Consider the following 26255-nt stretch of genomic DNA (forward strand, 5'->3'; position numbering starts at 1 on the left):
GGAGTGGTAGTTCAGTCGGTTAGAATACCGGCCTGTCACGCCGGGGGTCGCGGGTTCGAGTCCCGTCCACTCCGCCACCAACACGAAGGGTCGACCGAAAGGTCGGCCCTTTTTGTTTTCTACGCAACGCTTTCCGCTTGAATTCTCAGTCTTGAACTTGCGGTGTAGTGGCGCCTGCTTCATGCGTTGCCGGGTGGGCACGGCTTGCGATGATGTCGCGAACCAGTGCGATGTGTTCGCGGAGGATGTAGAGCTCGTTGGCATAGGCGAGCGGCACCTTGCATCGCAGCGCGCGTTCCTCGACTGATTCCAGCTGGCTCCGCCATTCATTGGCCTGAGACGCATCGCCCCGGCGCACCGCTTCTTCGAGGAACTTCAGCTCACCATACCAGCGGTAGATCCGCGAGCGCATGTGCCAGCGGTGCAGCGCGGGCAGGATCCGGAACGCCGGGATCAACACCGCAAGCAGCGGCAGCAGTGTCCACATCAGGCGATCAACGAGTACTGCGGCGCCAAACGGCAGAATGCGCTGCAGCAGGGGTGGGCCTGAGCGGTAGAAGCGGGTTGCCTCGGGGCTGGGCGGAAGTTCGTGATCCCGCGCGGCGGGAAATTCATTACCTTTCTCGAACAGGCCGGGCTTCCGGTGGATTTCGCTCGCCGCCTGCATCAGCAAGGCCACGAGTGCGGGGTGCAGGTCCTTGCGCACGACCAGGTTCGCTGTAGGCGCAACGAGCGCCAGATCGGCCGCCGGCTTGTCGTTGACCAGATCGATGGCGCCGCGCGGCAGTACCAGGCGCGTCAGGTGCGGCATCAGGCGCGTGTAGGCATCGGCCTGCGTGAACCCGAGTGGCCGAATCCCGGGCATGCGGAGCAGTTGCTGGACGATCGGGGCGTGCGCGCCGTTCACGGTGACCAGGGCGTCGATTTGCTTGCGTTCGAGTGCGTGTATGGCTTCGTCGCCGCCGATTGGAATCAGCGACGGGTCGTTGGTGGCAAAACCATTGGCGTTCGCAATCTCGAGTGCAAGCAATTGGGCGCCACCACCCTGGGCGCCGATTGCGATCCGCTTGCCGCGTAGATCGGAGATCCGCTCGGCGACGATGTCGTCGCGGATGAAGATCCACACCGGTTCGTAGTAGACCGCGCCCAGCGTGTAGAGGTCGTCCGACTCGGGCTCCTGCACGATGCCGCCCTGAAGGAAGCTCACGTCGGCCTGGCCATCTACGCCCTTGAGCCGGCGCAGGTTTTCGATGGTGCCGCTCGATGGCTGGAGGATCAGCTTGACGCCCTGGCGCGCAAGAATTTCGCGATAGCGCTCACCGTAGTAGGCGTAGGCGCCGCCGGGCGTGCCGGTGCTCATGGTGAGGGTGCGGGGCGGCATCGGGGCGAAGAAGTGAAGTACCACGAGCACCCCGGCAAGCAGGGCAAGCATGCCGATGGCCAGCCAGAGTGCCACGCGGCGCAGGCCGTGCAGATGCTGAAGGTGTTTCATGCCCGAGAGCCTAAGGTTGCGCGGCCAGCCCTGTCCAGTCGATGTGCTCGGGCTCCGGTAGAATGCGCGTCCCCTCAATGACTTACGACTGAAGCCCTGCATGCCACGACTGCTGCTCGCCCCGATGGAAGGCCTTGTCGATGACGTGATGCGCGACGCATTGACGCGCGCGGGTGGCTACGATCATTGCGTGACGGAGTTCATCCGCATCTCGGGCAGCTTGCTGCCGGTGCGGGCTTACACGCGGGTCAGTCCAGAGCTTGAGAATGGCTCGCGCACTAAGGCCGGTACGCCAGTTCGCGTGCAATTGCTTGGATCGGAACCGGCATGCATGGCAGAGAATGCGGCGCGGCTTGCGGGGCTTGCGCCGGCCGGGATCGACCTGAATTTCGGCTGTCCGGCACCGACCGTCAATCGCCATCGCGGTGGCGCTGCCTTGCTCGACGAGCCGGAGTTGCTGTTCGAGATTGCCGCCGCCGTGCGGCGCGCGGTGCCGAAGGGCATCCCTTTCACAGCCAAGATGCGGCTTGGCGTGCGTGATGCCACGCGCGCGGTTGAATGCGCCCAGGCGCTCGCCGATGGCGGGGCGGAAGAGCTCGTCATCCACGGCCGGACCAAGCTGGACGGCTATCGCCCGCCCGCGCACTGGGGTGAGATCGCGCGGGTTGCCGAGCAGGTGAAGGTGCCGGTGGTGGCCAACGGCGAGGTATGGAAGCCCGAAGACTGGCAGCGTTGCCGCAGCGAAAGTGGGCGGGGCGATGTCATGATCGGGCGCGGCGCGGTGGCTGATCCGTTTCTGGCGCGGCGAATCCGCGGCGATGCGCCGCCCTCCAGCGAGGCCTGCTGGACCGAACTGCTGGGGATGATTGCGGTGTATTGGCAGCGAGTGCTGACCAAGCTTGAGCCGCGGCACTGCCCGGGTCGGGTCAAGCAATGGTTGCTGCTGCTGGAGAGAAACTACCCCCAGGCCACGCAGATGCTTGCGCAGGTGAGGGCGGAGCGGGACCCTCTGCGTTTCGAAGCCATGCTGCGATGCCATGGTGTGCCCCTCGCGGAGGCGGCCTGATGTACGGTAATTCGCGCGGCATTTCGAGCCGCCAGGACACCGTGCATGACAAGCTTGAGCGCCTGCTCGAGCGGCATCTGGCCAGCGGGTTCGAGCGGCCGATTCCGGATGTTGCTCGCGAAGCCTTCGCGAAAGTCATGGCGGATCACGATGCCTCGATGCCGATCGTTCTGGATGCCGGTTGCGGCGTGGGGTGGAGCACGCTGACGCTGGCGCGTGAGTACCCGGACCATTTCGTGATCGGGGTGGATCAGTCGTCCGACCGGATCGAGCGCGGCAAGCCCGGCGAGCAAGCGCCGAACGTACGCTTCGTGCGGGCCGATCTGGTCGATTTCTGGCGTTTGTTGCATCTGCACGGCGTGCGGCTGGCGCGCCATTACCTGCTCTATCCGAACCCATGGCCCAAGATCGGTCATCTGTCACGTCGATGGCATGGCCACGCGGTATTCCCTGTCATTCCGCTGCTCGGGGGCGAACTTGAGCTGCGCACGAACTGGCGTATCTATGCCGACGAGTTCGCGCTTGCGATGAACCGCCTGACCGGCCACACCGATGGCGTTACCGAGTATCAGGCGCCCACGCCCCTGACGCCGTTTGAGCGCAAGTATCGCGATTCCGGCCAGCGCCTCTGGCGCTACTGCACTGACTTGCGTGCCCACCCGGGCACCGGGCCGGCGTGATGCCCTGCCAGAGCTGCGGCGCTTGCTGCGCGGCGTTTCGCGTCAGCTTTCATGTGTCTGAACGTGATGATCAGGCTGGCGGCACGGTGCCGGAGGCCCTGGCGGACGACGAGACGATGTCGACCTGCCGGATTCGCGGCACCGATCGATCGCCGCCGCGCTGTGTCGCGCTGGTCGGGCGGATTGGCGAGTCGGTGCGCTGCGGCATTTACGAGTTCCGCCCCGGGCCGTGCCGCGAGTTCGCGCCGCATGGCGTGTTCGGCATCAGCAATGTCGCCTGCAATCAGGCGCGCGCGCGGCATGGCCTGCCGGCTTTGCCCGACCCGGTGGTCTTGCGCTGAGTCGTTGCGCGCGTGAACCTTAGTCGATGCTGAACAGGTTCGGGGTGGCAACGCCGATGGCGCGGAAGATCGTGCGTGCGGCGGTCAGGCCGGAGCGCACTGCCGATTCGAGCGTGGCTGGATAGTCCGACGCCACGTAGTCGCCCGCCAGGTACAGGTTCTTGACCGGCGTTACGGTGATTGGCCGGAAGGCGCCGGGCTCACAGGCGAAGGTGGCGCGCTTTTCGGTGATCACCTGCGCCCACTTTGGCGCCGGCAGATGTTTGCTGTCGGTGGCGAAGCGCTTTTCGATCTCCTGGTGCGCGCGGAGTGCGATCTCTTCGCGGCTCAGGTTCGTGCTGGCGGCGCTGACGACACCGGCGAGCAGCCCGGCGGGGCCGCCGAGTTGGCCGCGATCAAACACCCACTGCAGCAAGCCGTCGGTGAGACCAATCATCGGTTTTGGCAGGGTCAGCGGCGGATCGTAGGCAAGGTAGGCGGTCGTGATGGCTTCGTGGCGCATGTCGCTGAGCTGACTGCGCAGGCGTTCCATCTCGGAAAACGAAGCGGTGATATCGGCGACCTGCCAGGGGCCGGTGGCCAGGACGACGTGGGTGTAGGCCGCGTCAAACGGGTCGCCCTCAAGGCGGAAGCCGTGCTCGTCGCGCGTCACATTGCGTATCCGCGTCATCGTGTGAACCGACTGGCCCTTGCGCGAAAGGTAGAGCACCGCCGGTACCGGCAGCAGTTCGGTGAGGTCGGTCCGCGGGATCAGGACTTCTGATGCGCTTGCGCTGGCTGCAACGCTGTCGCGCAGCACGTTGGCGAAGACCTGGGCGGATGCGCGTTCGGCAGGCGTGTTGAGCGCCGCAACGCAGAGCGGCTCCCACAGCAGTTCGCACAGTTTTGCGGTTTGGCGGGTCTGCGTCAGCAGTTTGCGTACCGTGATGTCTTGCGCAAGGCGGAACTTCGTGCGCTTGAGGGTGCGCAGCAGACGCAGCGCCGCACGACGGTCTGCCCAGTTCAGGCCCTTGGCGCGGAGCAGGCCGACGGCAAGATGGAAGGGGGCGGGCAACTCGGCCGCCTGCAAGTCCAGCACGCCGGGGATGTGCACAAAGAAGGGCCTGGTGTAGAGGCGCTTGGGGCTCACGCCCAGCAGCCGCAGCATGCGCAGGGTTTCGGTGTAGGCGCCAATCAGGATGTGCTGGCCGTTGTCGACCCGCCACCCGTCTTTTTCAATGGCGCGTGCGCGGCCACCCAACGTGCCGGCGCTCTCGAACACCGTAACCTGGACGTTGGCGCGCGCCAGTTCCACCGCGCACGCAAGCCCCGCCCAACCCCCACCGATCACCGCAACATGTGGGCTCATGCCGGGTGCACCGGAGCCGGAATATCCGCCACATGAAAGCGGTATTGGCCGGCGCGGCGGTCTTCAAAGTAAAGCCGCAGTGACAGGGCGATCGAGCGGAAGGCGAGCTCGTCCCAGGGGATCTCCGCTTCGCTGAAGAGCCGTGTTTCAAGCGACTCTTCGCCGGGACGAAAGTCGAGGTCGAGCAGCCGGGCGCGGTAAAGGATGTGGACCTGGCTGATGTGCGCCACGTTGATCAGCGAGTACATCTCGCCCACTTCGATGCGCGCGCAGGCTTCCTCGGCGGTTTCGCGGGCGGCGCCCTCGGCGGTTGTTTCGTGGTTTTCCATGAAGCCCGAAGGCAGCGTCCATTTGCCATGGCGTGGCTCGATCGCTCGGCGGCAGAGCAGGATCTTGTCTTCCCATTCCGGGATGGCGCCAACGACGAGTTTGGGATTGCTGTAGTGGATCGTGCTGCAGTGGTCACACACATGGCGCGGCAGCGAGTCACCGGACGGTATCCGGAACGACACCGGGGCACCGCATTGAGAGCAGAAATTCATGGCTGGCTGGATTCTTCGGAAGGCGCGATCGAGCCCGATTCTAAACCAGCACCGCTGCCAGCGATTCAGGGGGCGGGCGGGGACCTGCAAACGAATCCTAAAGTTCCTGACTGGCCTGCCGATAGTTCGTCGACTGCAGCGATGAGAACTTCTTGATGACAGGTAGCGAACAAGGTTCTCGTTCCGATCTATCCCGGCTTGACGCGCTCAAGGCTACGGGAGATCTGCCATCGCCCAAGGGCGTGGCACTGGAGATCATGCGGGCAACGCGCGGGGACGATGTCTCCACCGCCGAGCTGGCACGCATCATCAAGGCAGATCCGGCCTTCTCGGGCCGCATGATCAAGGCCGCCAACGGTTTGCTCGGCTATGGCAGGCGTCCGGTTGCATCGGTGCAGGATGCGCTGATGGTGATGGGCTTGCCCGCTGTCCGTACCCTCGCGCTCGGCTTCTCGCTGTTGGGCCACTACCGGGCAGGCCCGTGCCTTGGCTTTGATTACGACGCTTACTGGTCTTCGTCGTTGCTGCGGGCGGTGGCCTTGCAGGCATTTTCCAAGCATGTCCGCTGCGCGCCCCCGGATGAGGCGTTCTGCCTTGGGCTTTTGTCGCGCGTAGGGGAGTTGGCCCTCGCGACGGTTTATCCGCAGCAGTACAGCGACGTGCTGGCAGCTAGCGCGGGCGATCTGGCGAAACTTGGCTCGCTTGAGCAGCAGGCGTTTGGACTTGATCGCCATGCGCTCACCGGCTTGATGCTGACCGATTGGGGCGTGCCGGGGGTCTTTGCCGACGCGGTTTTGCACCACGATCCGGTAGATGCTTCGGCAATGCCTGCGGATGCGCGGACCGCGCGTTTGAGTGCCGTGCTGGCGCTGGCGGCGCAACTCTCCCGGGTGTGCGAGGTGGATGCCGAAGCGGCGCCGGCCGCGTTGCAGGTTTTCGATGACATGGGGGGGCGCCTTGATTACAGCACGGCGTTGCTGCATGAAACTTGCGAACGCGTGATACGGGATTGGGCCGAATGGTCTGTGCTCTTGCGGGTGCCAAACCGTGAAGTTTTTTCCTTCGCCGGCCACACCGCCACCGCACCAGTGATGGCGAATCAGCCCGCGCCGACAATGGCTGCCGAGCGGGCGTCTGTGGCTGTGCCGCCCGTGCCGGCCCGCGCGGGTTACCTGCGTGTGCTGGTGGCGGATGCCGACGCGGCATCACGCAGTGTGATCCGCTCGGTGCTCGATGAGGCCGGGCATGAGGTGCAGGAAGTGGATTCGGTGGAGCTGGCCGCCGAGGCTGCGCTGGTGATGCAACCGCAGTTGATGATCATCGACTGGTCGATGCCCGATGGATGTGGCCTGTCGTTGGTCCAACGGCTGCGCCAGACGCGGGTGGGGCGCAGCATCTACGTGCTGGTGCTGACCAGCCATGAAAACGAACAGCGCCTGGTCGAGGCCTTCGAGAGCGGTGTTGATGACTTCATTACCAAGCCGATCAATCCCCGCGTGTTGTTGGCGCGGATGCGCGCGGGCCAACGTGTCGTGCGTCTGCATCAGGAAGTAGAGCAGGATCGCGAGGAAATCCGCCAGTTCGCTGCTGAGCTTGCAGTGTCGAACCGCAAACTGCAGGAAGGCACACTCACGGATTCGCTGACGGGGTTCCCGAATCGTCGTTACTTTCTTGAGCGCCTTGAACAGGAGTGGGCGCAGGCTGTTCGCATGAATCGCCCGCTCGCTTGCCTTGTCATCGACGTAGACGGATTCCGCCAGCTCAATCAGACCTACGGGCTTGATGTGGGCGATGCGGCCTTGATGCAGGTTTCGAAGGGGATCAAGGAAAGCCTGCGGCGCAATGATGTGGTAGCGCGCGCCGGTGGCGACGAGTTCTTCGTGCTGTGCCCCGAGACTGACTCCGAGGCCGCGCGATTGGTGGCCGAACGGATCCGTGCCCTTGTTTCCACCGTTCTGGTTCGTGCGGGCAGGCTGCAACTGCGTGTATCGATCAGTATCGGGATAGCCCTGCGCGGTGCAGACGTGGCCAACGCTGAGGATCTCCTCAAGCGGGCGGAATCTGCACTTGCGGGAACAAACGGGGTGCAAAATTTTTCGGCCTGCGTTGCGCAATCAGGGGCCGGAGCGGGGGCTGATAGTCTTCTAACGCACTGATTACAAAAACAAATCGTGCAGTCCTTGTGGCGTGTAGGCGGTTTTCCTACACCTTGCCGCAGACTATTGCTGACACGATTATCCGACTCTGCCTGACTCAAGTTTCTTGAGCGCGTTGGTACTGTTGCTTCCACACGATAAGTTGCCAAAAAGGCAACGGACTGAGGAGGTCACAATGCGCACGGCAAACATGGCGGAAGAGATCCGCGAGCTGAATTTGTCCTACCTGATGCTGGCCCAGCGGCTCTTGCTGGAGGATCGGCAGTCCGGCATGTTCCGCCTTGGGGTGGGCGAAGATGCTGCAGACGTGATCGAGTCGCTTTCTCCCGCGCAGATCCTTCGCATGTCCGGTTCCGGCATGGTGCTGTGCCAGGTTCGCTTCGATGAGCGCCTGCTGCTTGAGCTGCTCTCGAATCACGAACGCGAACCCGCTGTGGCCAGCATTCATGCGGCCATTCTGGCGGCCAGTCGTCCCGTCGAAAACCTCGCCTGAGGATCGCTCCATGGCAACCCGCAGCGTTGTGCAAGACGCCGTCGATACCCAGAGCGCAATCGAGATGATTCGCATGGGCGCCCGTATGCAGATGCTTGAAGCGGAGACCTCGCTTTCGCGCGAACGCCTGCTGCGGCTCTACAAGGAAGTGCGCGGCGAATCGCCGCCCAAGGGCATGCTGCCGTTCTCGACCGACTGGTTCATGACCTGGCAACAGAATATCCATGCGTCGCTGTTCATGAGCTTTCACACCTTCCTTCAGGACCACGGCGGCATGCGCGGCCTGGGCCTGATCCTTGCGGCCTATCGGCTCTACATCAACCACTGTGAAGAGCACGACCTGGAACGGGTACTCAGCCTCACCCGCGCCTGGACGCTGATCCGTTTCTTCGACGCCCATATGCTCCAGCTTGCCGCATGTACCCGATGTGGCGGCCGCTATGTTGCGCACGCCTACGACCCGACGCATGACTACGTCTGCGGTCTGTGCAACGTACCCTCGCGCGCGGGCAAGACCCGCCGTGCAGCCGCCCAAGCCGAAGCCAGACTTGCTGTCTGACCTCCTCCTTGCCCTGCAAGGAGCTAAACCGTCGGCGCGCAAGTGCCGACGGTTTTTTTTGGCCGTTTGATGCGGGCCCGCGCTGTCAGCCGCGCTGCAGTGCGGGTGCTCAAGTTTCGCTTGGCGGCGCCGTTACTGAGCTAGTCGGGCGATGAACTCCGCGCACATCTGTGGGAAGGGCAGACGGCAATGTTGCTGATAGTTGGTTACGTCATCATTCTGGCGGCCTCCGTGGGGACGTATGCGATCCACGGTTCCCTGGCCGCCTTGTGGGTGCCTACCGAATACGTTGCCATTTTCGGTTTGATGGTCGGCGGCCTGGTGGCCGGCAACGGCATGAAGACCATCAAGGCGGTTGGGGCGGCCGTACCCACGGTGTTCAAGGGCTCGCCCTACAACAAGGCGATGTACATCGACCTGTTGTCGATGCTCTACGAAATTCTTGCCAAGGTGCGCAAGGAAGGCCTGATGTCGATCGAGAACGACGTCGAGAACCCCGATGCAAGCCCGATCTTCTCCAAGTACCCGAGCGTGTCGAGCGACCACCATGCGATGGAGTTCCTCACCGACTACCTGCGCATGATGGTGGGCGGCAACCTCAACGCGTTCGAGATCGAAAACCTGATGGACATGGAAATCGAAACCCACCATCAGGAGGCGCATGTCCCGGTGCACGCGGTGACCAAGATGGCCGACGGCGTTCCGGCCTTCGGTATCGTCGTCGCGGTGATGGGGGTGGTGAACGTGATGGGTTCGGTGGGGCAGCCCCCCGCCGTGCTCGGCAAGATGATTGGCGGTGCGTTGGTCGGCACCTTCCTCGGGATTTTGCTTTCCTACGGCTTTGTGGGGCCGCTCGCTGGCCAGCTTGAACAGAAGATGGAAGAGGGCGGCAAGATCTACCAGTGCATGAAGGTCGTGCTGCTTGCGAGCATGAACGGCTACGCGCCGCAGGTGGCGATCGAGTTTGGCCGCAAGGTCCTCTACTCGGGCGATCGGCCCTCCTTCAAGGAGCTCGAAGAAGAAGTCAAGAACCGCAAGAAATGATGCGGATTTGCGCAGCTGATCACCAATTCCTGGCCCTAACCCAGAACGCTCAAGCATAAATGGCCGAAGCAACCCAACAACCCATTGTCGTCAAGCGGATCAAGAAGGGCGGCGGCGGCGCGCACGGTGGTGCGTGGAAGATCGCCTATGCCGACTTCGTCACGGCAATGATGGCCTTCTTCCTGCTCATGTGGCTGCTCGGGTCTACGACCGAGGGCGATCTGAAAGGGATTTCCGACTACTTCCAGGCGCCGCTGAAGATGTCGATGCAGGGCGGGCGCGGCACGGGCGACGCCACCTCGGTGATCCCCGGTGGCGGTAACGACTTGACCAAGTCGGTCGGGCAAGTCGCCAACGCCGACTACGATGAACCCAAGAAGCGCATGCGCCAGCCCAAGATCGTGGCGGCCGACAACGAGGCGCTTGAACGGGTGCGCTTTGAAGAGATGAAGCAGAAGCTCGAAGCCATTATCGAGGCCTCGCCATTGCTGCGCCCGTTTGCCAAGCAATTGCTGCTCGATATCACGTCAGAGGGGCTTCGCATCCAGATCGTGGACGAGAAGAACCGGCCGATGTTCGACAGCGGCGGCGCCGCACTCAAGCCCTACACCCGCGAGATCCTGCAGGCGATTGCCCAGACGCTCAACGATGTGGGCAACCGGATCAGCGTGTCCGGCCATACCGATGCCACGCCCTACGCGGCCGATCGAGGATTCGGCAACTGGGAACTATCTGCCGATCGCGCCAACGCGTGCCGGCGCGAAATGGTCATGGGCGGCCTGCCTGAAGAACGCATCGCGCGGGTTGTCGGGCTCGCTGCAACGATTCCGCTCAAGGCGGACGATCCCTACGACGCGATCAACCGCCGCATCAGCATCGTCGTGCTGAACAAGCGAACCGAGGAGAGTCTTGTCAACGCGGGCCGCACGCTGGATGTAAGCAATGCCGCCCCGAGTGCCCAGCAAATTCAACAAGAAGTGGGCGGCATCATGCAGCCCGCTCCGCAATGAATCCTTCGATCGTGAGTCGGGAAGGAGCGTCATGAAACTATCGCAAGCCGCATCGATTGGGGTGGGCATCGCCTGGAGCGTGGTGGTCTGCGCGCTGGCGTGGTGGCTGGCGCTGTCTGCCTTGGTGGCAGTGCCGGTTGTGGCGATTGGCTGGGGGGGGGCACTCATGTTCTCCGGCAAGCCGGACCCGCTGCCCGCGCCGCAACTAGAACCCGGGCAGGGGGTCGATGCACTGCCGGAGGGGCTGCGTGCGGCCAGTGCCAGCAGCAGCGCGCAACTCGACGCAGTGCGGGGCGAAATCGACCGTGTCAGGTCGCTGTTCCAGGATGCCATCGTCAAGCTCAGCGACAGCTTTACCGGCATGCACACCCACACCCGCGCACAGCAGGAAATCGCCTTGCAGATCACCAGTCAAGGAACCGGCAGCGAGAACCAGGCCGACAGTTTCGACCGCTTCGTCACCAATACCTCTTCGGTGATGCAACGCATTGTCGATAGCGTGATCGAGAACAGCCGCATCGCGATGGAACTGGTTGAGCTGACCGACACGATTTCCAAGCGTGCAACCGATGTTGAGCAGATTCTTGGCGAGATCGGTGCCATCGCCAAGCAGACGAATCTGCTCGCACTCAATGCCGCAATCGAAGCGGCGCGGGCAGGTGAAGCGGGCCGGGGTTTTGCCGTGGTGGCAGATGAGGTGCGCGACCTTTCTGCGCGCACCAGTGCCTTCTCGCAACAGATTGGCGGGCTGATGCAGTCGATGCGCGATGGCGTACGGCAGACCGAGTCGGCGATCTCGCAGATGGCCTCGCAGGACATGACCTTTGCGCTCAGTTCGAAGGTTGAGGTGGAGAACGTGCTTGCCGAGGTCGAACGCCTGAACCAGCAGCGTGAGCACGGTGTGGCGCAGCTCACCGCGCATTCAAGCGCGATGGATGCCGAGGTCGGCCAGGCGATTACCGCCATGCAGTTCCAGGACATGGTGTCGCAGCTCATCGGCCATGTTGTCGAACGGGTGGATGCCCTGGCCAGGCTCAGCCAAGGGCTTGACGCCCTGGCTGCGGCGACGCTGCCGGCCGAACGCGATCGTGCGCTTCACGTGGTGCAGTCGCAGATTGCCGCCATGCCTGCAATCAAGGATGTGCACTCCGTCAATCAGGCTCGCATCGCGGTAGGCGATATCGAGTTGTTCTAAAGAGATCGAGGAAAAAACATGGCGAAGACTGTGCTCACGGTGGATGACTCGGCGTCGATCCGCCAGATGGTGTCCTTCACCCTCAAGAGTGCCGGTTACGACGTGCTGGAAGCCGTCGACGGCATGGACGGCCTGGACAAGGCCAAGGGCCGGCAGGTGGCCCTGATCCTGACCGATCAGAACATGCCGCGCATGGATGGCTTGAGCCTGATCAAACAACTGCGCGCGCTGCCGCAGTACCGCGCGGTGCCGATCCTGATGCTGACCACCGAGTCCTCAGACACGATGAAGCAGCAAGGGCGGGCGGCCGGCGCAACCGGCTGGCTGGTCAAACCCTTCGATCCGCAAAAGCTGATCGAAGTGGTCAAGAAAGTGATCGGCTGAAAAGCCGCGGCCGGCGCCTTCAGGCAGGAGAGCGGACATGTCCTTCGACATGAGCCAGTTCCACGAGGTGTTCTTCGAAGAGTCGAGAGAGCACCTTGAGAGCATGGAAGCATTGCTGCTCGGGGTGGATGTGCTGCACCCGGTGAGTGAGGATCTGCACGCCATCTTCCGGGCGGCGCATTCGATCAAGGGCTCTTCATCCACCTTCGGTTTCACCGACCTGGCAGAGCTCACCCATGTGATGGAGACGCTGCTCGATCTGGTGCGAAACAACGCCATCGCGCTGACTGAAGAGATGGTCGATGCCTGCCTGGCGGCGGGCGACGTGTTGCGCAACCTGATTGATGCCCACCAGGGGCATGGCGACCCGGATCACACGGCGGCCGACGCCATCCGCGTGCGCCTTGCCGGGCTTGCCGACAATGCACCGCGAGCTGGCGGCGCGGAGCTCACCGCGCATGGCGATTCGCGGCGCGCGCGTGTCTACCAGCTCGGGTTTGCGGTGAGTGCTGGCGATGCTCGGGCAGAGCAAGGGGTTGAAAACCTGCTTGGCGAGCTGCGTGAGCTGGGCGATGTGCTCGAAGCCCGCGCCCCGCAGGATGGCGAGCGCGAGTGGCGGGTGAAACTGGCCAGCGATGTTGACCCGGAAACCTTGCGCTCGGTGCTCGATTTTGTCGCCGACAGTGCCTCGGTGACGATCGAGCAACTTTCCGGCGCTGCGGCCAGCCAGGTCAGCAGCGTTGAAAGCTATGGCTTCTTCGATGCCGCGCCGGGCGCGCCGGCGAGCGAAGAGAGTGCCTATGGATTCTTTGACCCGCTGCCCGACGCGGCGGTGCCGGCAGCGAGCGAACCGGCCGATGAGGCTTACGGGTTCTTCGAGCCGATCACCCCGCCGGCCGCACCCGAGAACGGGTCGGCCGCGGATGGCTCGTATGGCTTCTTCGAGCCGATGCCGGAACGCCCGGTGAGTGAATTGCTGACGGCGGCGCAGACCGCCGTGCGCGTCGAGCCCGAGGCCGCAGCACTTGCAACGCTTGCCACCAGCAACCCGGCGGCCACCCGCGAGCCGGCGGCGCGCCAGTCCGGCAAGGGTGATTCGGGCTCGATCCGGGTGAATATCGAACGGGTTGACCAGATGATCAACCTGGTAGGCGAACTGGTCATCACCCAGGCCATGATCAGCCAGGCCGCTGGCGCGCTGGACCCGGTGCTGTTCGAACGCCTGCACAACGGTATTGCATTGCTTGAGCGCAACACGCGCGATCTGCAGGAATCGGTGATGTCGATTCGCATGCTGCCGATCTCCACCGTATTCAACCGCTTCCCCCGCGTGGTGCGCGATCTTTCCAGCAAGCTGGGCAAGAAGGTGGAACTGGTCACCAGCGGCGAGCACACCGAACTCGACAAGGGGCTGGTGGAACTGATCTCAGACCCGCTCACCCACCTTATCCGCAACAGCCTCGATCATGGCATCGAGTCGCCTGAGCGGCGCCGCGAGGCAGGCAAGAGCGAAGGCGGCCGCATCAATCTGCGCGCCTATCACCAGAGCGGCAACATCGTGATTGAAGTGGCCGACGACGGCGGTGGCCTCAACCGCAACCGCATCCTCGCCAAAGCGCGTGAGCGCGGCCTGCCGGTGTCCGACAACATGGCGGATCAGGATGTCTGGCAACTGATCTTCGAGCCGGGTTTCTCCACCGCGGATCAGGTCACCGATGTGTCCGGCCGTGGCGTTGGCATGGACGTGGTCAAGCGCAACATCAGCTCGCTGGGCGGCCGGATCGAACTCGATTCAATGCTGGGTGTTGGCACCCGGGTAACGGTGCGCCTGCCGCTGACGCTGGCCATTCTCGATGGCATGTCGGTCGATATCGCCGGTGAGACCTACATCATCCCGCTCGATTACGTGGTCGAGTCCTTGCAACCCACGCCCGCGATGCTCAAGGCCGTGTCGGGCGTTGAGCGCCTGCTCGACGTGCGCGGCGAGTACCTGCCGATCATTGATCTGCACGAGGCCTTCGATACGCCGGGCGAGCGCCGTGGTTTCGAGAGCGGAATCATGGTGATCCTCGAATCCGATGGCACCAAGGCCGCTGCCTTCGTAGACAGCTTGATCGGGCAGCACCAGGTGGTGATCAAGAGCCTTGAAGCGAACTATCGACGGGTGGCCGGGATTTCCGGCGCCACCATCATGGGTGACGGCCATGTCGCCCTGATCCTGGATCCACAACAGCTCGTGAGCATGGCCCGGCGTGCCGGCCATCCGGCGGACTGAAAGCAAGCGGAGGCAAGCATGGTCGAAGGCAACATGCAACTGGCGGTGGCGCAGGAAGGGCGGGTGATCGCCGGCGAATTCCTCACCTTCACGCTGGGCGGCGAAGAGTACGCAATCGACATCCTCAAGGTGCAGGAGATCCGGGGCTACGATGCCGTCACACGCATTGCCGGGGCGCCGGAGTTCATCAAGGGTGTAATCAACCTGCGCGGCATCATCGTCCCGATCGTGGATTTGCGCGTGAAGTTCAAGGCGGGTTCGGCCGAGTTCACGCCCTTCACGGTGGTGATCATCCTCAACGTGGGGGCGCGCGTGGTGGGGGTGGTGGTCGATGGCGTCTCGGATGTGCTGACGCTCGCGCCCGAGCAGATTCGCCCCGCGCCGGAATTCGCATCGGCCATTGGCACCGAGTACATCCTGGGCCTGGCATCGATTGCCGAACGCATGCTGATCCTGCTCGACATTCAACGCCTGATGAGCGCCAACGAGATGGCGCTCGTCGATGAGGCGATTCTCTGAATCCGACCGAATCACGTCCATTCCAGATATCGCACCGGAGAGACCTGATGCAAGCAATCCTAAAACCCGCGCTGGCCTTCATGAACCGTTTGGCGGTGTCGCGCAAGTTCGCCGTGATTGGCGTGGTGGTCGTGCTAGCGCTCAGTTTCATGGCCTGGCAGTTGAACAAGCGCATCGCCGCCGAACTCGACTTCGCCGAGCATGAGCACTACACCGCGCACTTCTACTTGCCGCTGCAAGAGATCATCGAAGCCGTGCGCGTCCATCGCGGCGAAGCGCGACAGGTGATCGCCGGCGACGACGCGGCAAAAGCGAAGATGAAAGAGGCTGCCGATCGGGTGCAGGCTGCTATCAAGCTGCAGGATGAGGCCATGGCCGAAGCGGGCCAGCGCTTCGGTTTGCTCGATCCCTGGACAAAGATCAAGTCGGAGTGGGCGACGTTGCAAGCACGCGCGGTGTCTGTGTCGGCAGCCGAGAGCAGCGAGATGCATTCGGATCTAATGCAGAAAACGGCGGATCTGGTCGGTCTGGTCGCCGACAGCACCAAGGCGACGCTGGACCCCGAGGTGGAAACCTATTACCTGGGTGCCATTTTCAGCGACAGTGGTCTGGGCCTGGTGCAGACGATCGGTCGAATCCGGGGGCGTGTGGTGCTGGCGATCGATGCCAAGCAGGTCAGCGTGGCGGATCGTGTGGACATCGAGATCATGCTCTCGCAGATTGATGAGTACCTTGTTGCGGTAAATACGGCACTCGAAAAAGTCTATGCCTCTGATGTATCGGGGCAGCTCAAGGCCCAACTCGCGCCGGAGTTCGAGGTCTTGTCGGCGAAGACCAAAGAGCTCAAGCAACTGATCCGTAGCCTGCTTGAGGCCGACAAGATCGCCACAACGCCGGACCAGACTCGCGTGCTGTCGAGCGCCGCGCTCAAAGCGGGCAATGCCCTGCTCGTGGCTTCAGCCAAAGCTTTTGACGAGAGGATTGATCAGCGCGCCACGCGCCTGGGCCACGAGCGTGAGGCCGTCTTTGCGGTATTCGGCCTTGCGGTGGCGCTTGCCCTGTATCTTTTCCTTGGATTCCGCAGCGGCATGCTCGCGGCCATCGCAGCGATTCAGCAGGGGGCGCAACGCATCTCGCAAGCCGATCTCTCCAGCGATGTCGATGTGCAAAGTCGCGACGAGTTCGGTGAAATCGCAGCAACGCTCAACACCATGCGCACCCAACTGCGTCAACGCATTGAGCGAGAACAACTCGTGTCGGCCGAGAATCTGCGCATCCGCAACGCGCTCGACAAAACCTCGACCAATGTGATGCTTGCCGACACCGACGGCAAGATCATCTACTGCAACGAGTCGGTCACCAGCATGCTCACCGGCGTCGAGAACGAACTGCGCAAAGTCTTGCCGCAGTTCCGCGCCAACGACATCGTGGGGCGCAACTTCGACGAGTTCCACCGCAATCCTTCGCACCAGCGCAATCTGCTTGGCAGCCTGCGCGCCACCTACGTTAGCCAGATCAAGGTGGGGCCCTTGAGCTTCCGCCTGACGGCGAGCCCCATCATGGATGCCAGCGGCCAGCGCCTGGGTACGGTGGTTGAATGGCTCGATCGCACCGGTGAGGTCAGGGCAGAGGAGGAACTCAACGAGCTGCTTGCCGCCGCGCTTGCGGGTGATTTTTCCAGGCGTTTGACGGTCGCCGACAAGCATGGATTCTTCCGCCAGCTTGCCGACGCAATGAACCAGCTTCTCGGCGTGGTGGCCTCTGGCCTGGAAGACGTTGCCAGTGTGCTCAACGCCATCGCCCAGGGCGATCTGACCGTGCGCATCGAGAACGAATACCAGGGGATGTTCGGCCGCCTGAAGGATGACACCAACCTCACCGTCGATCGTCTGAACGATGTTCTGAGCCAGATTCGAGCGGCCAGCGATGCGGTGAACACCGCCGCGCAGGAAATTGCCGCCGGTAACGCTGATTTGTCCGGGCGTACTGAAGAGCAGGCTTCCAGCCTTGAAGAAACGGCATCGAGCATGGAGGAACTGAACACCACCGTGCGCCAGAACGCCGAGAACGCCGCCCAGGCCAACCGTCTGGCCTCGCAGTCCAATGCGGTGGCGCAGGAAGGCGGCGCGCAGGTGCGCAAGGTGGTGAGCACGATGGACGCGATCCAGGGCAGCGCCACCAAGATTGCCGACATCATCGGCGTGATCGATTCAATCGCCTTCCAGACCAACATTCTTGCCCTCAACGCGGCGGTTGAGGCTGCCCGCGCGGGCGAGCAGGGCCGCGGCTTTGCGGTGGTGGCCTCCGAGGTGCGCAACCTTGCGCAACGCAGCGCCCAGGCAGCCAAAGAAATCAAGGGCCTGATCGCCGACAGCGTAGACAAAGTGGGCGAGGGTGCCCGCGAAGTGCGCGACGCGGGCGCGACGATCAACACCATGGTGGCCAACTTTGAAGAGCTTGCGCGCCTGGTGACAGACATCTCGCAGGCCAGCCGCGAACAGTCAGCAGGTATTGAGCAGGTGGCTGCGGCGGTGGGGCAGATGGATGATGTGACGCAGCAGAACGCGGCGCTGGTGGAGCAGGCGGCTGCGGCAGCCGAGAGCCTGGAAGAGCAGGCGCGCTCGCTCGCCGCTTCGGTGGCGGCTTTCAGGCTCGATCAGGCTCCGCCGCATCACGCGGTGGCGGCGGCACTTGTGCGTTCGCCGGCGCCGCGCGCGGTGTCTGCCGCGTCGGCTACACCGGCCAGGTCGCGCAAGAAGCCCGCGCCGAGCGACGCGGACTGGCAGGAATTCTGATCGCGCCTGCGCGCGACAGCACTAACGGCAACCGGGGAGACAAGCCGCCATGCGTATCAATGCACCCGTGACCGATCGAGAGGTCGAACTGCGTGCCGACACGATGATCGTGTCCAAGACCGATACCAAGGGTCGCATCACCTACGTCAACCGCGACTTCATCGAGATCAGCGGCTTTTCCGAGGCAGAGCTGATGGGCCAGCCGCACAACCTGGTGCGTCACCCCGACATGCCGCCGGAGGCCTTCGAAGACCTTTGGACCACCCTCAAAGCAGGCCGGCCGTGGATCGGGCTGGTCAAGAACCGCTGCAAGAATGGCGACTTCTACTGGGTTGAGGCGCACGCCACACCGATTCGTGAAGGCGAGCAAATCACCGGATACATGTCGGTGCGGCGCAAGGCCGTTCGCGAGCAGATCCAGGCCGCAGACGCCTTTTACGCGCAGGTACGCGCCAAACGTGCGACGGCCTCGGTGCGCAACGGCGAGGTCGTTGGAAGCGGGGTAGCGACCTGGCTGGCGCAGTGGGCCGATGTCTCTCTGGTGACCAAGGTCTGGTTGGCGTGTGCAGTGGCAATGGTGCTGGCCGTGTGTGCCGTATGGCGGGCCGGTGGCGGCGCCTTGGGGCATGAGAGCCTGGCTGCACTGGTGGGTGCGGGGCTGGTGCTGGGCCTGCTGGCCCGTTCGGTTTCGCAGCAGTTGCAGGTTCGTCTCGCCGAAGCGGTGCAAACCGTGGAGCGCGTGGCGCAAGGCAACCTGAAGGATCGGCTGCGCGTTTCGCGCGATGACGAAATCGGCCGCCTGGTGCAGGGTGTGGAGTCGATGCTGATTCGCCACGGCTTTGATATCGCCGAAATCAACCGGGTCATCGAAGAGAGCCTGCGCATCAAGACCGGCCTGGATAACGTTGCCACCAACGTGATGATTGCCGACCGTGACAACCACATCATTTACATGAACAAGTCGCTCGAGCGCACCTTCAACGAGGCGATCGACGATATGCGGCAAACCTTCGGCAGTTTCGACGTGGGCAAGCTGATCGGCGCGTCGATCGACATGTTCCACAAGAACCCCTCGCATCAGCAGAACCTGCTCGCCAACCTGCGCGGCACCCACCGCGCCACGGTGAAGATTGGCGCCCGTACCTTCACGCTGACGGTCAATCCGGTCGTGAATCCGCAGGGCGCGCGCCTGGGCACCGCGGTGGAGTGGCTCGACCGCACCGATGAGCTGGCGATTGAAGGTGAGGTCGCGTGCATGGTTGAAGGGGTTGCGAATGGCAACTTTGATCACCGGATCGATCTGGCCGGCAAGAGCGGCTTCACGCTGCAATTGTCGGAAAACCTCAACCGGGTGGTCGAGGTCACCTCGGGTGGCCTGGCGGCGATCGGATCGATCCTGCAGGCAATTGCGCAGGGTGACCTGACCCGCAGCATGGAAGGCGATTACCGCGGCGTGTTCGGCCAGCTGCGTGACGATGCCAACACCACCGTGGCGCGACTGCGCGACTTGATGGGCACGATCCAGCAGGCCACCGAAGCGGTGAACACCGCCTCGAAGGAAATTGCCGCCGGCAACGCCGATCTTTCATCACGCACCGAAGAACAGGCATCGAGCCTTGAGCAGACCGCGGCGAGCATGGAAGAGCTCAACGCCACGGTGCGCAACAACGCCCAGACGGCGGCTGATGCCAGCGCGCTCGCCCGCCAGTCCGACGGTGTGACACAGCGGGGCGGCGAAATGGTGCGTCAGGTGGTCGACACCATGGATGCCATCCAGAAGAGTGCAGCGAAGATTGCCGACATCATTGGCGTGATCGACTCGATCGCGTTCCAGACCAACATCCTTGCGCTCAACGCGGCGGTTGAGGCGGCGCGGGCGGGTGAGCAGGGGCGGGGCTTTGCCGTCGTGGCCTCGGAGGTGCGCAACCTGGCGCATCGCAGTGCGCAGGCGGCCAAGGAAATCAAAGGCCTCATCGGCGAGAGCGAACTGAAGGTGCGCGGTGGCGTGCAGCAGGTGCGGGAAGCGGGCGACACCATCGAAGAGATGGTCACCAACTTCCGCCAGCTCACCCAACTGGTCAACGAGATCGCAGGGTCGAGCCGCGAGCAGGCCGAAGGCATTGATCAGGTGACGGCGGCGGTTTCGCAGATGGATGAAGTGACACAGCAGAACGCAGCACTGGTTGAGCAGGCGGCGGCCGCGGCAGAGAGCCTTGAAGATCAGGCGCATACGCTGGCAGCGGCCGTGTCGACCTTCCGCCTTACCGCCGCCCCGCTGCACGCCACGCAGCGCGGGCGTCGGTGAGTTGGGGTGGCTGAGCACAGAGAGCACAGATCAATGAGCGACAAGCCTGAATCCAAGTTTCCACCACGCGCGCCGTTGTTGCCACCGCGCAGCCCGCTTGAGGCGAGCACGCGCAAGCCGCTTGCGCCCTTGCCGCCCCTGCGAGCCGGCACACCGGCACCGCGCCCTGCGGCGGCGCCGCTCAGGCCCAGCGTGCCAGCGCCGGCCGCACCGCGCACCACGGCGCCCCTGCGTAGCCCCGCGCCGACGGCTGTTGCTGGCGCCGCTGCGCGCGCACGGATCAATGAAGTCCTCGGCAAGGTCGATTCAAGCGGGCGTGAGTTCGCGTTCACGTCCGCCGACTTCGAGCGCGTCAGGGCGCTGATCTACAAGCACGCCGGCATTGCGCTTTCGCCGATCAAGCAGGACATGGTCTACAGCCGTCTTGCCCGGCGTTTGCGCGCGCGCGGCGAGAACCGGTTCTCGGACTACCTTGATGCGCTGGAGCGCAGCAACGATGCCAAGGAATGGGAAGAGTTCGTCAACGCGCTCACCACCAACCTGACATCGTTCTTCCGCGAGGCGCACCACTTCGATTCGCTCGCCACCGTGCTGCGCGGCTTCGACCCGAAGCGCACCGTCAAGATCTGGTGCTGCGCAGCCTCAACCGGTGAAGAGCCTTACTCGCTGGCGATCACTGCCTGCGAGGCGTACAACTCGATGACGCCGCCGGTGCAGATCATCGCCACCGATCTGGACACGAATGTCCTGAAGCATGGCGAGCAGGGTGTGTATGGGATGGATCGGGTCGAACGCCTGCAGCGCGATCGCCTGCAGAAGTTCTTCCTCAAGGGCACCGGCGAACACGCCGGCAAGGTGCGCGTGCGGCCCGAATTGCAGCGCCTGTTGTCGTTCCGCCGGCTCAATCTGCTTGAACCCGCGTGGCCGGTGCAGGGGCCCTTTGATGCGATTTTCTGCCGCAACGTGATGATCTATTTCGACAAGCCGACGCAGTACACGATTCTCAAGCGATTCGTGCCTCTGCTGCGGCCAGAGGGGTTGATGTACGCCGGCCATTCGGAAAACTTCATGCATGCGGCCGATCTGTTCCGCTCCCTCGGGAGAACGGTGTATGCCCGCGCCGACCACCGCGCCTGATTACGATCCGCTCAGTGCGCACGTTGCGGACAACACCTACTTCGACCGCAACTTTGATTGCGACGCGGTCAAGGTGTTGCCGGGTGAGTTCTACGCCACCACACGCGACATGGCGATCGTGACGGTGCTGGGCTCTTGCGTGGCGGCTTGCATCCGCGATCGCGATAAGCGGATCGGCGGGCTCAACCACTTCATGCTGCCCGATGGGGGGGAGCGCGGGCTGGTGTCGGAATCGGCGCGATACGGCGCGTTCGCGATGGAACTGCTGATCAACCGGCTGCTGGGCATGGGGGCGCGGCGTTCAAGCCTGGAGGCCAAGGTATTTGGCGGCGGCCGGGTGATGGCGGCGCTGACGGCATCGAACGTGGGCGATCGCAATGCCGCCTTCGTGCTCGACTACCTCAAGCTCGAACGCATACCCGTCGTTGCGCAGGATCTGCTCGATGTCTATCCACGCAAGGTCTATTTCTTTCCGGTCAGTGGGCGGGTAATGGTGAAGAAGCTCGTTGATCTTCGTAACGAAACACTTATCGACCGTGAGCGCGCCTATCGCGAGCGCCTCACCCAGGCGCCGCGCACCAGCGGCGACGTGGAACTGTTCGACTAAGGCGAGGCGACCATGGCAATTCGCGTACTCGTGGTGGACGACTCGGCGGTGATGCGCTCGGTGCTGTCCGAGATCATCAACCAGGCTGACGACCTTGAAGTGGTGGGCACCGCAACCGACCCGATCGTCGCGCGAGAGCTGATCAAGCAGCTCAACCCCGACGTGGTCACACTGGATATCGAAATGCCCAAGATGGACGGGCTGGAGTTTCTCGACAAGCTGATGCGGCTGCGCCCGACGCCGGTGATCATGATTTCAACCCTGACCGAGCGCGGCTCGGATATCACCTTCCGTGCGCTCGAGTTGGGTGCGGTGGATTTCGTGACCAAGCCCAAGCTCAGCGGCGCCCAAGGCATGCGCCCTTATGCCGAAGAGATTTGCGACAAGATCCGCGCCGCTTACCAGGCGCGCTTGCGTTCGCCCTCGAAATTCGCGCCGGCGGCCGGCGCGCCGCCGAGCGGCACCAGCACCGTGGGCGGAACCGCCGGCAACGGCCCGGCCATCGACGCTTCGACGCTGCGTGAGCGCCTGGTGCTGATCGGTGCCTCAACTGGTGGCACCGAGGCGATCAAGGAGGTGCTCTGCCGCTTCCCCGAGCAGATGCCCGGCATCCTGATCGTGCAGCACATGCCCGAAATGTTCACCGGTTCATTCGCCAAGCGGCTCGACGGCCTCTGCAAGATCCGCGTGAAGGAAGCCGAGGATGGCGAGAAGGTGATGCCGGGCACCGCCTACCTTGCGCCCGGGCACTCGCATCTGCTCGTCAAGCGCAGCGGCGGGCTCTACGTGTGCGAGCTGTCGAAGGCGGATCCCGTCAACCGGCATCGGCCATCGGTTGACGTGCTGTTCCATTCCGCCGCAAAGCATGTGGGCGCAAACGGCGTCGGCGTCATTCTCACCGGCATGGGCAAGGATGGCGCGCAAGGCATGCTCGCCATGAAAAAGGCTGGCTGCTGGAACATCGGCCAGGACCAGGAAAGCTGCGTGGTCTACGGCATGCCGCGCGAGGCCGCCCAGATTGGCGCCATCGACGAAGTGAGCACCCTCAATGACGTGGCGCTGCGCGTGGTGACGCGGCTGCGCCAAACCGGGCGCCGCGCTGGCTAGCGCCCGCTCACCCTTCACCTGCGATCAAACCTGTATCGACAAGGAGCAGAACATGGACACCAATATCAGCACCAATGACGGCACTGGCGTGATGAAGCTGTCGGGCCGTTTCGACTTCAACGCGCATCGTGAATTCCGCGAAGCGCTCGATCGCCTGGTGGGGCTTCCGGCGACTAAGGCCTTGCAGGTGGATCTGGGCGAAGTGAGCTACCTCGACAGCTCGGCGCTGGGCATGCTGCTGCTGTTGCGCGACAAGGCCAAGCAGGCCAACAAGCCGGTCACCCTGACCGGCGTGAAAGGCAGCGTGCGGCAGGTGCTGGATATTGCCAACTTCTCGAAGATGTTTTCGATTTCGTGAGGGGGGCGTAGGGCGTAGGGAGTAGGGAGTAGGGAGTAGGGAGTGGGGAGTGGGGAGTGGGGAGTGGGGAGTAGGGTCGTTACTCCCTACTCACGACTCCCCACTCACCATCCCTAAGCCGCTTCCCAGTGCTCGATCAGCAACTGCAGTGAGGCGACGCCTTTGTACTCGTTGCTCGCCAGCCTGAAGGCCGCGCGCAGGGTGTCGGGCGCCGGGTCGGCGTGGCGGAAGCGGATGGCCTCGTAGCGTTCGCTGCCACGCTTGAGCGTCAGCTTGACGTGGGCGTCCTTGAGCAGGCGCTGCGATTCCACCTCGAAGGTGTCTGCAAACAACGGGGCCGGGAAGCCCTGACCCCAGATTTCCCGCTCGATCAACTGCGCGGCTTCGAGCGACATCTCATGCGCGGCGAGGCTGCCGTCGGTTTCCAGACTCGGGTTAAGCGCACCCTCGTCGGCCAGTGCCTGCACCGCCGCATCAAAACCGGCGGCGAAGCGTTCGAAGTCCGCTTCGCGGATCAGCACGCCCGCGGCCATCGAGTGCCCGCCGAAGGTGAGGATCAGGTCCGGCACGCGCTTGCTCAGCAGATCGAGCACATCGCGCAGATGCACCCCGGCAACGGACCGGCCGGAGCCCTTGATCTGGCCATTGTCGCTGCGGGCGAAGGCAATCACCGGGCGATGCAGGCGTTCCTTGACGCGGCCGGCGACGATGCCGACCACACCCTGGTGCCAGTCGGGGTCGAACAGCGCCACGCCGTTTGCCGTGTTGTCGCCCAGAGACTCGAGCATCAGCGCGGCGGTGGCCTGCATGTCTTCTTCGATGCTGCGGCGTTCCTGATTCATGCGATCGAGTTCTCGCGCCAGGTTGAGCGCCCGCGTCGCTTCGTCGGTGATCAGGCATTCGATGCCGAGCGACATGTCGGCCAGCCGGCCAGCGGCGTTGAGCCGTGGCCCGAGGCCAAAGCCCAGATCGAAGGTGCTCGCCTTCATCGGATCGCGCGAGGCGGCGGCAAACAGCGCCCGCACGCCGGGTTGCATCTTGCCGGCGCGCATCCGCGCGAGGCCTTGGTGCACCAGGATGCGATTGTTCTGATCAAGCTTGACGACGTCGGCCACGGTGCCCAGCGCAACCAGATCGAGCAGGTCGGCAAGCTTGGGCTCGGGGCGGCTGGCGAACCAGTCGCGTTTGCGTAGTTCGGCCCGCAGCGCGAGCATGGTGTAGAACATCACGCCCACGCCGGCGATGTGCTTGCTGGCAAAACTGCAGCCGGGCTGGTTCGGGTTCACGATCACATCGGCGTCCGGCAGCGTGTCGCCGGGCAGGTGGTGATCGGTGATCAGCGTGGTGATGCCGGCCGCGCGCGCGGCGGCGACGCCCTCGACGCTGGCGATGCCGTTGTCTACCGTGATCAGCAGGGCCGGCTTGCGTTCGGCCGCGAGTGCGACGATCGCTGGGGTGAGGCCGTAGCCGAACTTGAAGCGGTTCGGCACCAGGTAGTCCACCGTGCCGCCGAAGGCGCGCAGCGCACGGATGCCTACCGCGCAGGCGGTCGCGCCATCGCAGTCATAGTCCGCCACGATCAGCATCGGCGCCTGCGCTGCAAGCGTGTCGGCCAGCAGCACCGCCGCTTCCTGAATGCCGCGCAGGCCCTCCGGCGGCAGCAGTGCGCTCAGCGCGTAGTCCAGCTCTTCCTTGCGCTCTACGCCGCGTGCGGAGTAAAGCCGGGCCAGCAGCGGCGGCAAGCCGGCGTCGTTGAGGCGGCTGACCGATTTTGCCGGGCAGGGGCGTTGTGTGAGTTGCATCAGCGTGCGGATTCTGTCGGGGCCAACAGGCATTCGGGCGATCGGGGCTTGCGCCAGAAGGCCCAGCTCTGCGCGCGAACGGCAATCTCGATCCCGTCGCGTTCGCCGGGGGCGTGGATGTCCACCCGCTTGAGTTCGCCGCGCCGGATCCGCTGCGCAAGCGGCTCGAAGACCGCAGCCTCAAGCGTGATCAAGGCATCGAGCCAGCGTGAGGTGTCGCGGAAGCGGGCCGGGGTGTCCAGTGCGTCAATCAGCAGCAGGGCATCGAGCGTGGCGCCGGGCGTGGCAAAGTCCGCGACGGTGGCGCAGGGTTTGCCGGCAAGGCGCGCCAGGCCGCAGCCGACCGGGTTGTCGCTATACACCTGCGCAGCGGTGATGAGGGGCGTGACGTCCGACTGCCCTTCGCCCCAGAACCAGAGGCTGTTGATCAGGCGCTTGCCGGCGGCTTCCCGGCGGCGATTGAGCGGCAGATCGTGCAGCGTGATCTGCAGCTCATTGAAGATGCGGCCCCAACGCAGGCTGCCGGGGCCTTCCGGCAAGAACAGCGCGACCGGGCGGCCGGCCACGTCGAGCAGATCCGAGAACTCGGCCTCGCTCGGCGCGGCAAGCTTGAGGTAGCCACGTTCTGGGGCAGCCAGGACGAACTCCCCGGCGTCGCGAAGCGCTTCGGCAAGTGCCGGGGCCAGCGCGGCGGCCTCGTCGGCGCTGATCGCCAGGCTGCCGGGCTCGGCCAGGATCAGCTGATCGCGCGCGAAGTGAAGCCCGACCGGGTCGGCACATAGCCAGATTTCGCCGGGGCGCAGATCCGGCAGGCCGGGTTCGCCGGCCCGCCGCAGCACGGCCGGCGCGGCGTTCGCGGTGCCGCAGGCGGCTGCGAAGGCGGCGGTGCCAGCCTGCGCCTGGCCTGGCCGGATGCGTGCATGGCCGAGCAGGAAGGCAAGTGCGGGCAGTTGAACGCTACGCAGGGCGGAGAGGGCATCCGGGGTGTCGCATCGGAGTCCGGGCAGGACGATCTTGGGGTGCATAATCTCTGACAGATC

General features: G+C 64.0%; 23 protein-coding genes and 1 tRNA gene. 19 read left to right on the forward strand and 5 right to left on the reverse strand.

Going from position 1 to position 26255, the window contains the following annotated elements; translation table 11 throughout:
• A tRNA-Asp gene (locus tag OPU71_RS19525) sits at positions 1-77 on the forward strand.
• 68 nt (positions 78-145) lie between these two features.
• Here OPU71_RS19525 and OPU71_RS19530 read toward each other — a convergent pair.
• A complete protein-coding gene (locus OPU71_RS19530; RefSeq protein WP_267729748.1) occupies positions 146-1492 on the reverse strand; it encodes a TAXI family TRAP transporter solute-binding subunit in 1347 nt (448 codons plus the stop codon).
• A gap of 100 nt (positions 1493-1592) precedes the next feature.
• Here OPU71_RS19530 and OPU71_RS19535 point away from each other — a divergent pair, with 100 nt between their 5' ends.
• The 3 genes from OPU71_RS19535 to OPU71_RS19545 are packed head-to-tail and all read left to right on the forward strand — an operon-like array spanning position 1593 to position 3579.
• The gene (locus OPU71_RS19535; RefSeq protein WP_267729749.1) at positions 1593-2558 is read left to right on the forward strand and encodes a tRNA dihydrouridine synthase; all 966 of its coding nucleotides are present in this window, start codon (positions 1593-1595) and stop codon (positions 2556-2558) included.
• Positions 2555-3238: a tRNA (guanine(46)-N(7))-methyltransferase TrmB gene (gene trmB / locus OPU71_RS19540; RefSeq protein WP_420712405.1), complete on the forward strand. Its 684-nt coding sequence runs from the start codon at positions 2555-2557 to the stop codon at positions 3236-3238. The genes OPU71_RS19535 and trmB overlap by 4 nt, the downstream gene beginning before the upstream one ends.
• Positions 3238-3579: a YkgJ family cysteine cluster protein gene (locus OPU71_RS19545; RefSeq protein WP_267729751.1), complete on the forward strand. Its 342-nt coding sequence runs from the start codon at positions 3238-3240 to the stop codon at positions 3577-3579. Before trmB ends, OPU71_RS19545 begins: the two co-directional genes overlap by 1 nt.
• A 19-nt stretch (positions 3580-3598) precedes the next feature.
• On the opposite strand, the gene hpnE is transcribed toward OPU71_RS19545, so the two are convergent.
• Together hpnE and OPU71_RS19555 are read right to left on the reverse strand one after the other, a co-directional pair.
• The gene (gene hpnE / locus OPU71_RS19550) at positions 3599-4927 is read right to left on the reverse strand and encodes a hydroxysqualene dehydroxylase HpnE (protein WP_267729752.1); all 1329 of its coding nucleotides are present in this window, start codon (positions 4925-4927) and stop codon (positions 3599-3601) included.
• Positions 4924-5469, reverse strand: coding sequence for an NUDIX hydrolase (locus OPU71_RS19555; RefSeq protein WP_267729753.1), 546 nt, complete (start codon positions 5467-5469; stop codon positions 4924-4926). Before OPU71_RS19555 ends, hpnE begins: the two co-directional genes overlap by 4 nt.
• 155 nt (positions 5470-5624) lie before the next feature.
• On the opposite strand from OPU71_RS19555, the gene OPU71_RS19560 reads away from it, so the two are divergent.
• The 15 genes from OPU71_RS19560 (at position 5625) to OPU71_RS19640 (ending at position 23413) form a co-directional block, all read left to right on the forward strand.
• Positions 5625-7625 (forward strand): diguanylate cyclase domain-containing protein, encoded by a 2001-nt coding sequence (locus OPU71_RS19560; RefSeq protein ID WP_267729754.1) that lies wholly within the window; start codon positions 5625-5627, stop codon positions 7623-7625.
• A gap of 175 nt (positions 7626-7800) precedes the next feature.
• Complete coding sequence (flhD, locus tag OPU71_RS19565) at positions 7801-8118, forward strand: flagellar transcriptional regulator FlhD (protein WP_267729755.1); 318 nt, start codon at positions 7801-7803, stop codon at positions 8116-8118.
• Positions 8119-8128: 10 nt separating this feature from the next.
• Positions 8129-8677, forward strand: coding sequence for a flagellar transcriptional regulator FlhC (gene flhC / locus OPU71_RS19570; RefSeq protein ID WP_267729756.1), 549 nt, complete (start codon positions 8129-8131; stop codon positions 8675-8677).
• Between the two features lie 189 nt (positions 8678-8866).
• On the forward strand, positions 8867-9721 hold the full coding sequence (gene motA, locus OPU71_RS19575; protein WP_267729757.1) for a flagellar motor stator protein MotA: 855 nt from the start codon (positions 8867-8869) through the stop codon (positions 9719-9721).
• Positions 9722-9780: 59 nt separating this feature from the next.
• Complete coding sequence (gene motB, locus OPU71_RS19580; RefSeq protein WP_267729758.1) at positions 9781-10731, forward strand: flagellar motor protein MotB; 951 nt, start codon at positions 9781-9783, stop codon at positions 10729-10731.
• 31 nt (positions 10732-10762) lie between these two features.
• Positions 10763-11926 (forward strand): methyl-accepting chemotaxis protein, encoded by a 1164-nt coding sequence (locus OPU71_RS21290; RefSeq protein ID WP_324256088.1) that lies wholly within the window; start codon positions 10763-10765, stop codon positions 11924-11926.
• A gap of 18 nt (positions 11927-11944) precedes the next feature.
• On the forward strand, positions 11945-12310 hold the full coding sequence (locus OPU71_RS19590) for a response regulator (protein WP_267729759.1): 366 nt from the start codon (positions 11945-11947) through the stop codon (positions 12308-12310).
• 37 nt (positions 12311-12347) lie between these two features.
• A complete protein-coding gene (locus tag OPU71_RS19595) occupies positions 12348-14585 on the forward strand; it encodes a chemotaxis protein CheW (RefSeq protein ID WP_267729760.1) in 2238 nt (745 codons plus the stop codon).
• A gap of 18 nt (positions 14586-14603) precedes the next feature.
• Positions 14604-15104 (forward strand): chemotaxis protein CheW, encoded by a 501-nt coding sequence (locus OPU71_RS19600; RefSeq protein ID WP_267729761.1) that lies wholly within the window; start codon positions 14604-14606, stop codon positions 15102-15104.
• Positions 15105-15151: 47 nt separating this feature from the next.
• Positions 15152-17899 (forward strand): methyl-accepting chemotaxis protein, encoded by a 2748-nt coding sequence (locus OPU71_RS21295; protein ID WP_324256089.1) that lies wholly within the window; start codon positions 15152-15154, stop codon positions 17897-17899.
• A gap of 49 nt (positions 17900-17948) precedes the next feature.
• The gene (locus OPU71_RS21300; protein WP_324256090.1) at positions 17949-20204 is read left to right on the forward strand and encodes a methyl-accepting chemotaxis protein; all 2256 of its coding nucleotides are present in this window, start codon (positions 17949-17951) and stop codon (positions 20202-20204) included.
• 33 nt (positions 20205-20237) lie between these two features.
• Positions 20238-21341, forward strand: coding sequence for a CheR family methyltransferase (locus tag OPU71_RS19625; protein WP_324256091.1), 1104 nt, complete (start codon positions 20238-20240; stop codon positions 21339-21341).
• On the forward strand, positions 21316-21948 hold the full coding sequence (cheD, locus tag OPU71_RS19630) for a chemoreceptor glutamine deamidase CheD (protein ID WP_267729762.1): 633 nt from the start codon (positions 21316-21318) through the stop codon (positions 21946-21948). The genes OPU71_RS19625 and cheD overlap by 26 nt, the downstream gene beginning before the upstream one ends.
• 12 nt (positions 21949-21960) lie before the next feature.
• On the forward strand, positions 21961-23055 hold the full coding sequence (locus tag OPU71_RS19635) for a protein-glutamate methylesterase/protein-glutamine glutaminase (protein WP_267729763.1): 1095 nt from the start codon (positions 21961-21963) through the stop codon (positions 23053-23055).
• A 52-nt stretch (positions 23056-23107) separates the two neighbouring features.
• Positions 23108-23413 carry an STAS domain-containing protein gene (locus OPU71_RS19640; protein ID WP_267729764.1) on the forward strand — a complete coding sequence of 102 codons (306 nt, stop codon included), beginning with the start codon at positions 23108-23110 and terminating at the stop codon, positions 23411-23413.
• Positions 23414-23526: 113 nt separating this feature from the next.
• Here the strand turns inward: OPU71_RS19640 and recJ are convergent, their stop codons facing one another.
• Entirely contained in the window at positions 23527-25218 is a 1692-nt protein-coding gene (gene recJ / locus OPU71_RS19645; RefSeq protein WP_420712406.1) for a single-stranded-DNA-specific exonuclease RecJ, read from the reverse strand.
• On the reverse strand, positions 25215-26240 hold the full coding sequence (locus OPU71_RS19650) for a hypothetical protein (protein ID WP_267729766.1): 1026 nt from the start codon (positions 26238-26240) through the stop codon (positions 25215-25217). The genes recJ and OPU71_RS19650 overlap by 4 nt, the downstream gene beginning before the upstream one ends.
• Positions 26241-26255 lie beyond the last annotated feature (15 nt).

Origin of the sequence: Niveibacterium sp. 24ML (genome assembly GCF_026586805.1) — a bacterium.
Taxonomy (GTDB): Bacteria; Pseudomonadota; Gammaproteobacteria; order Burkholderiales; family Rhodocyclaceae; genus Niveibacterium.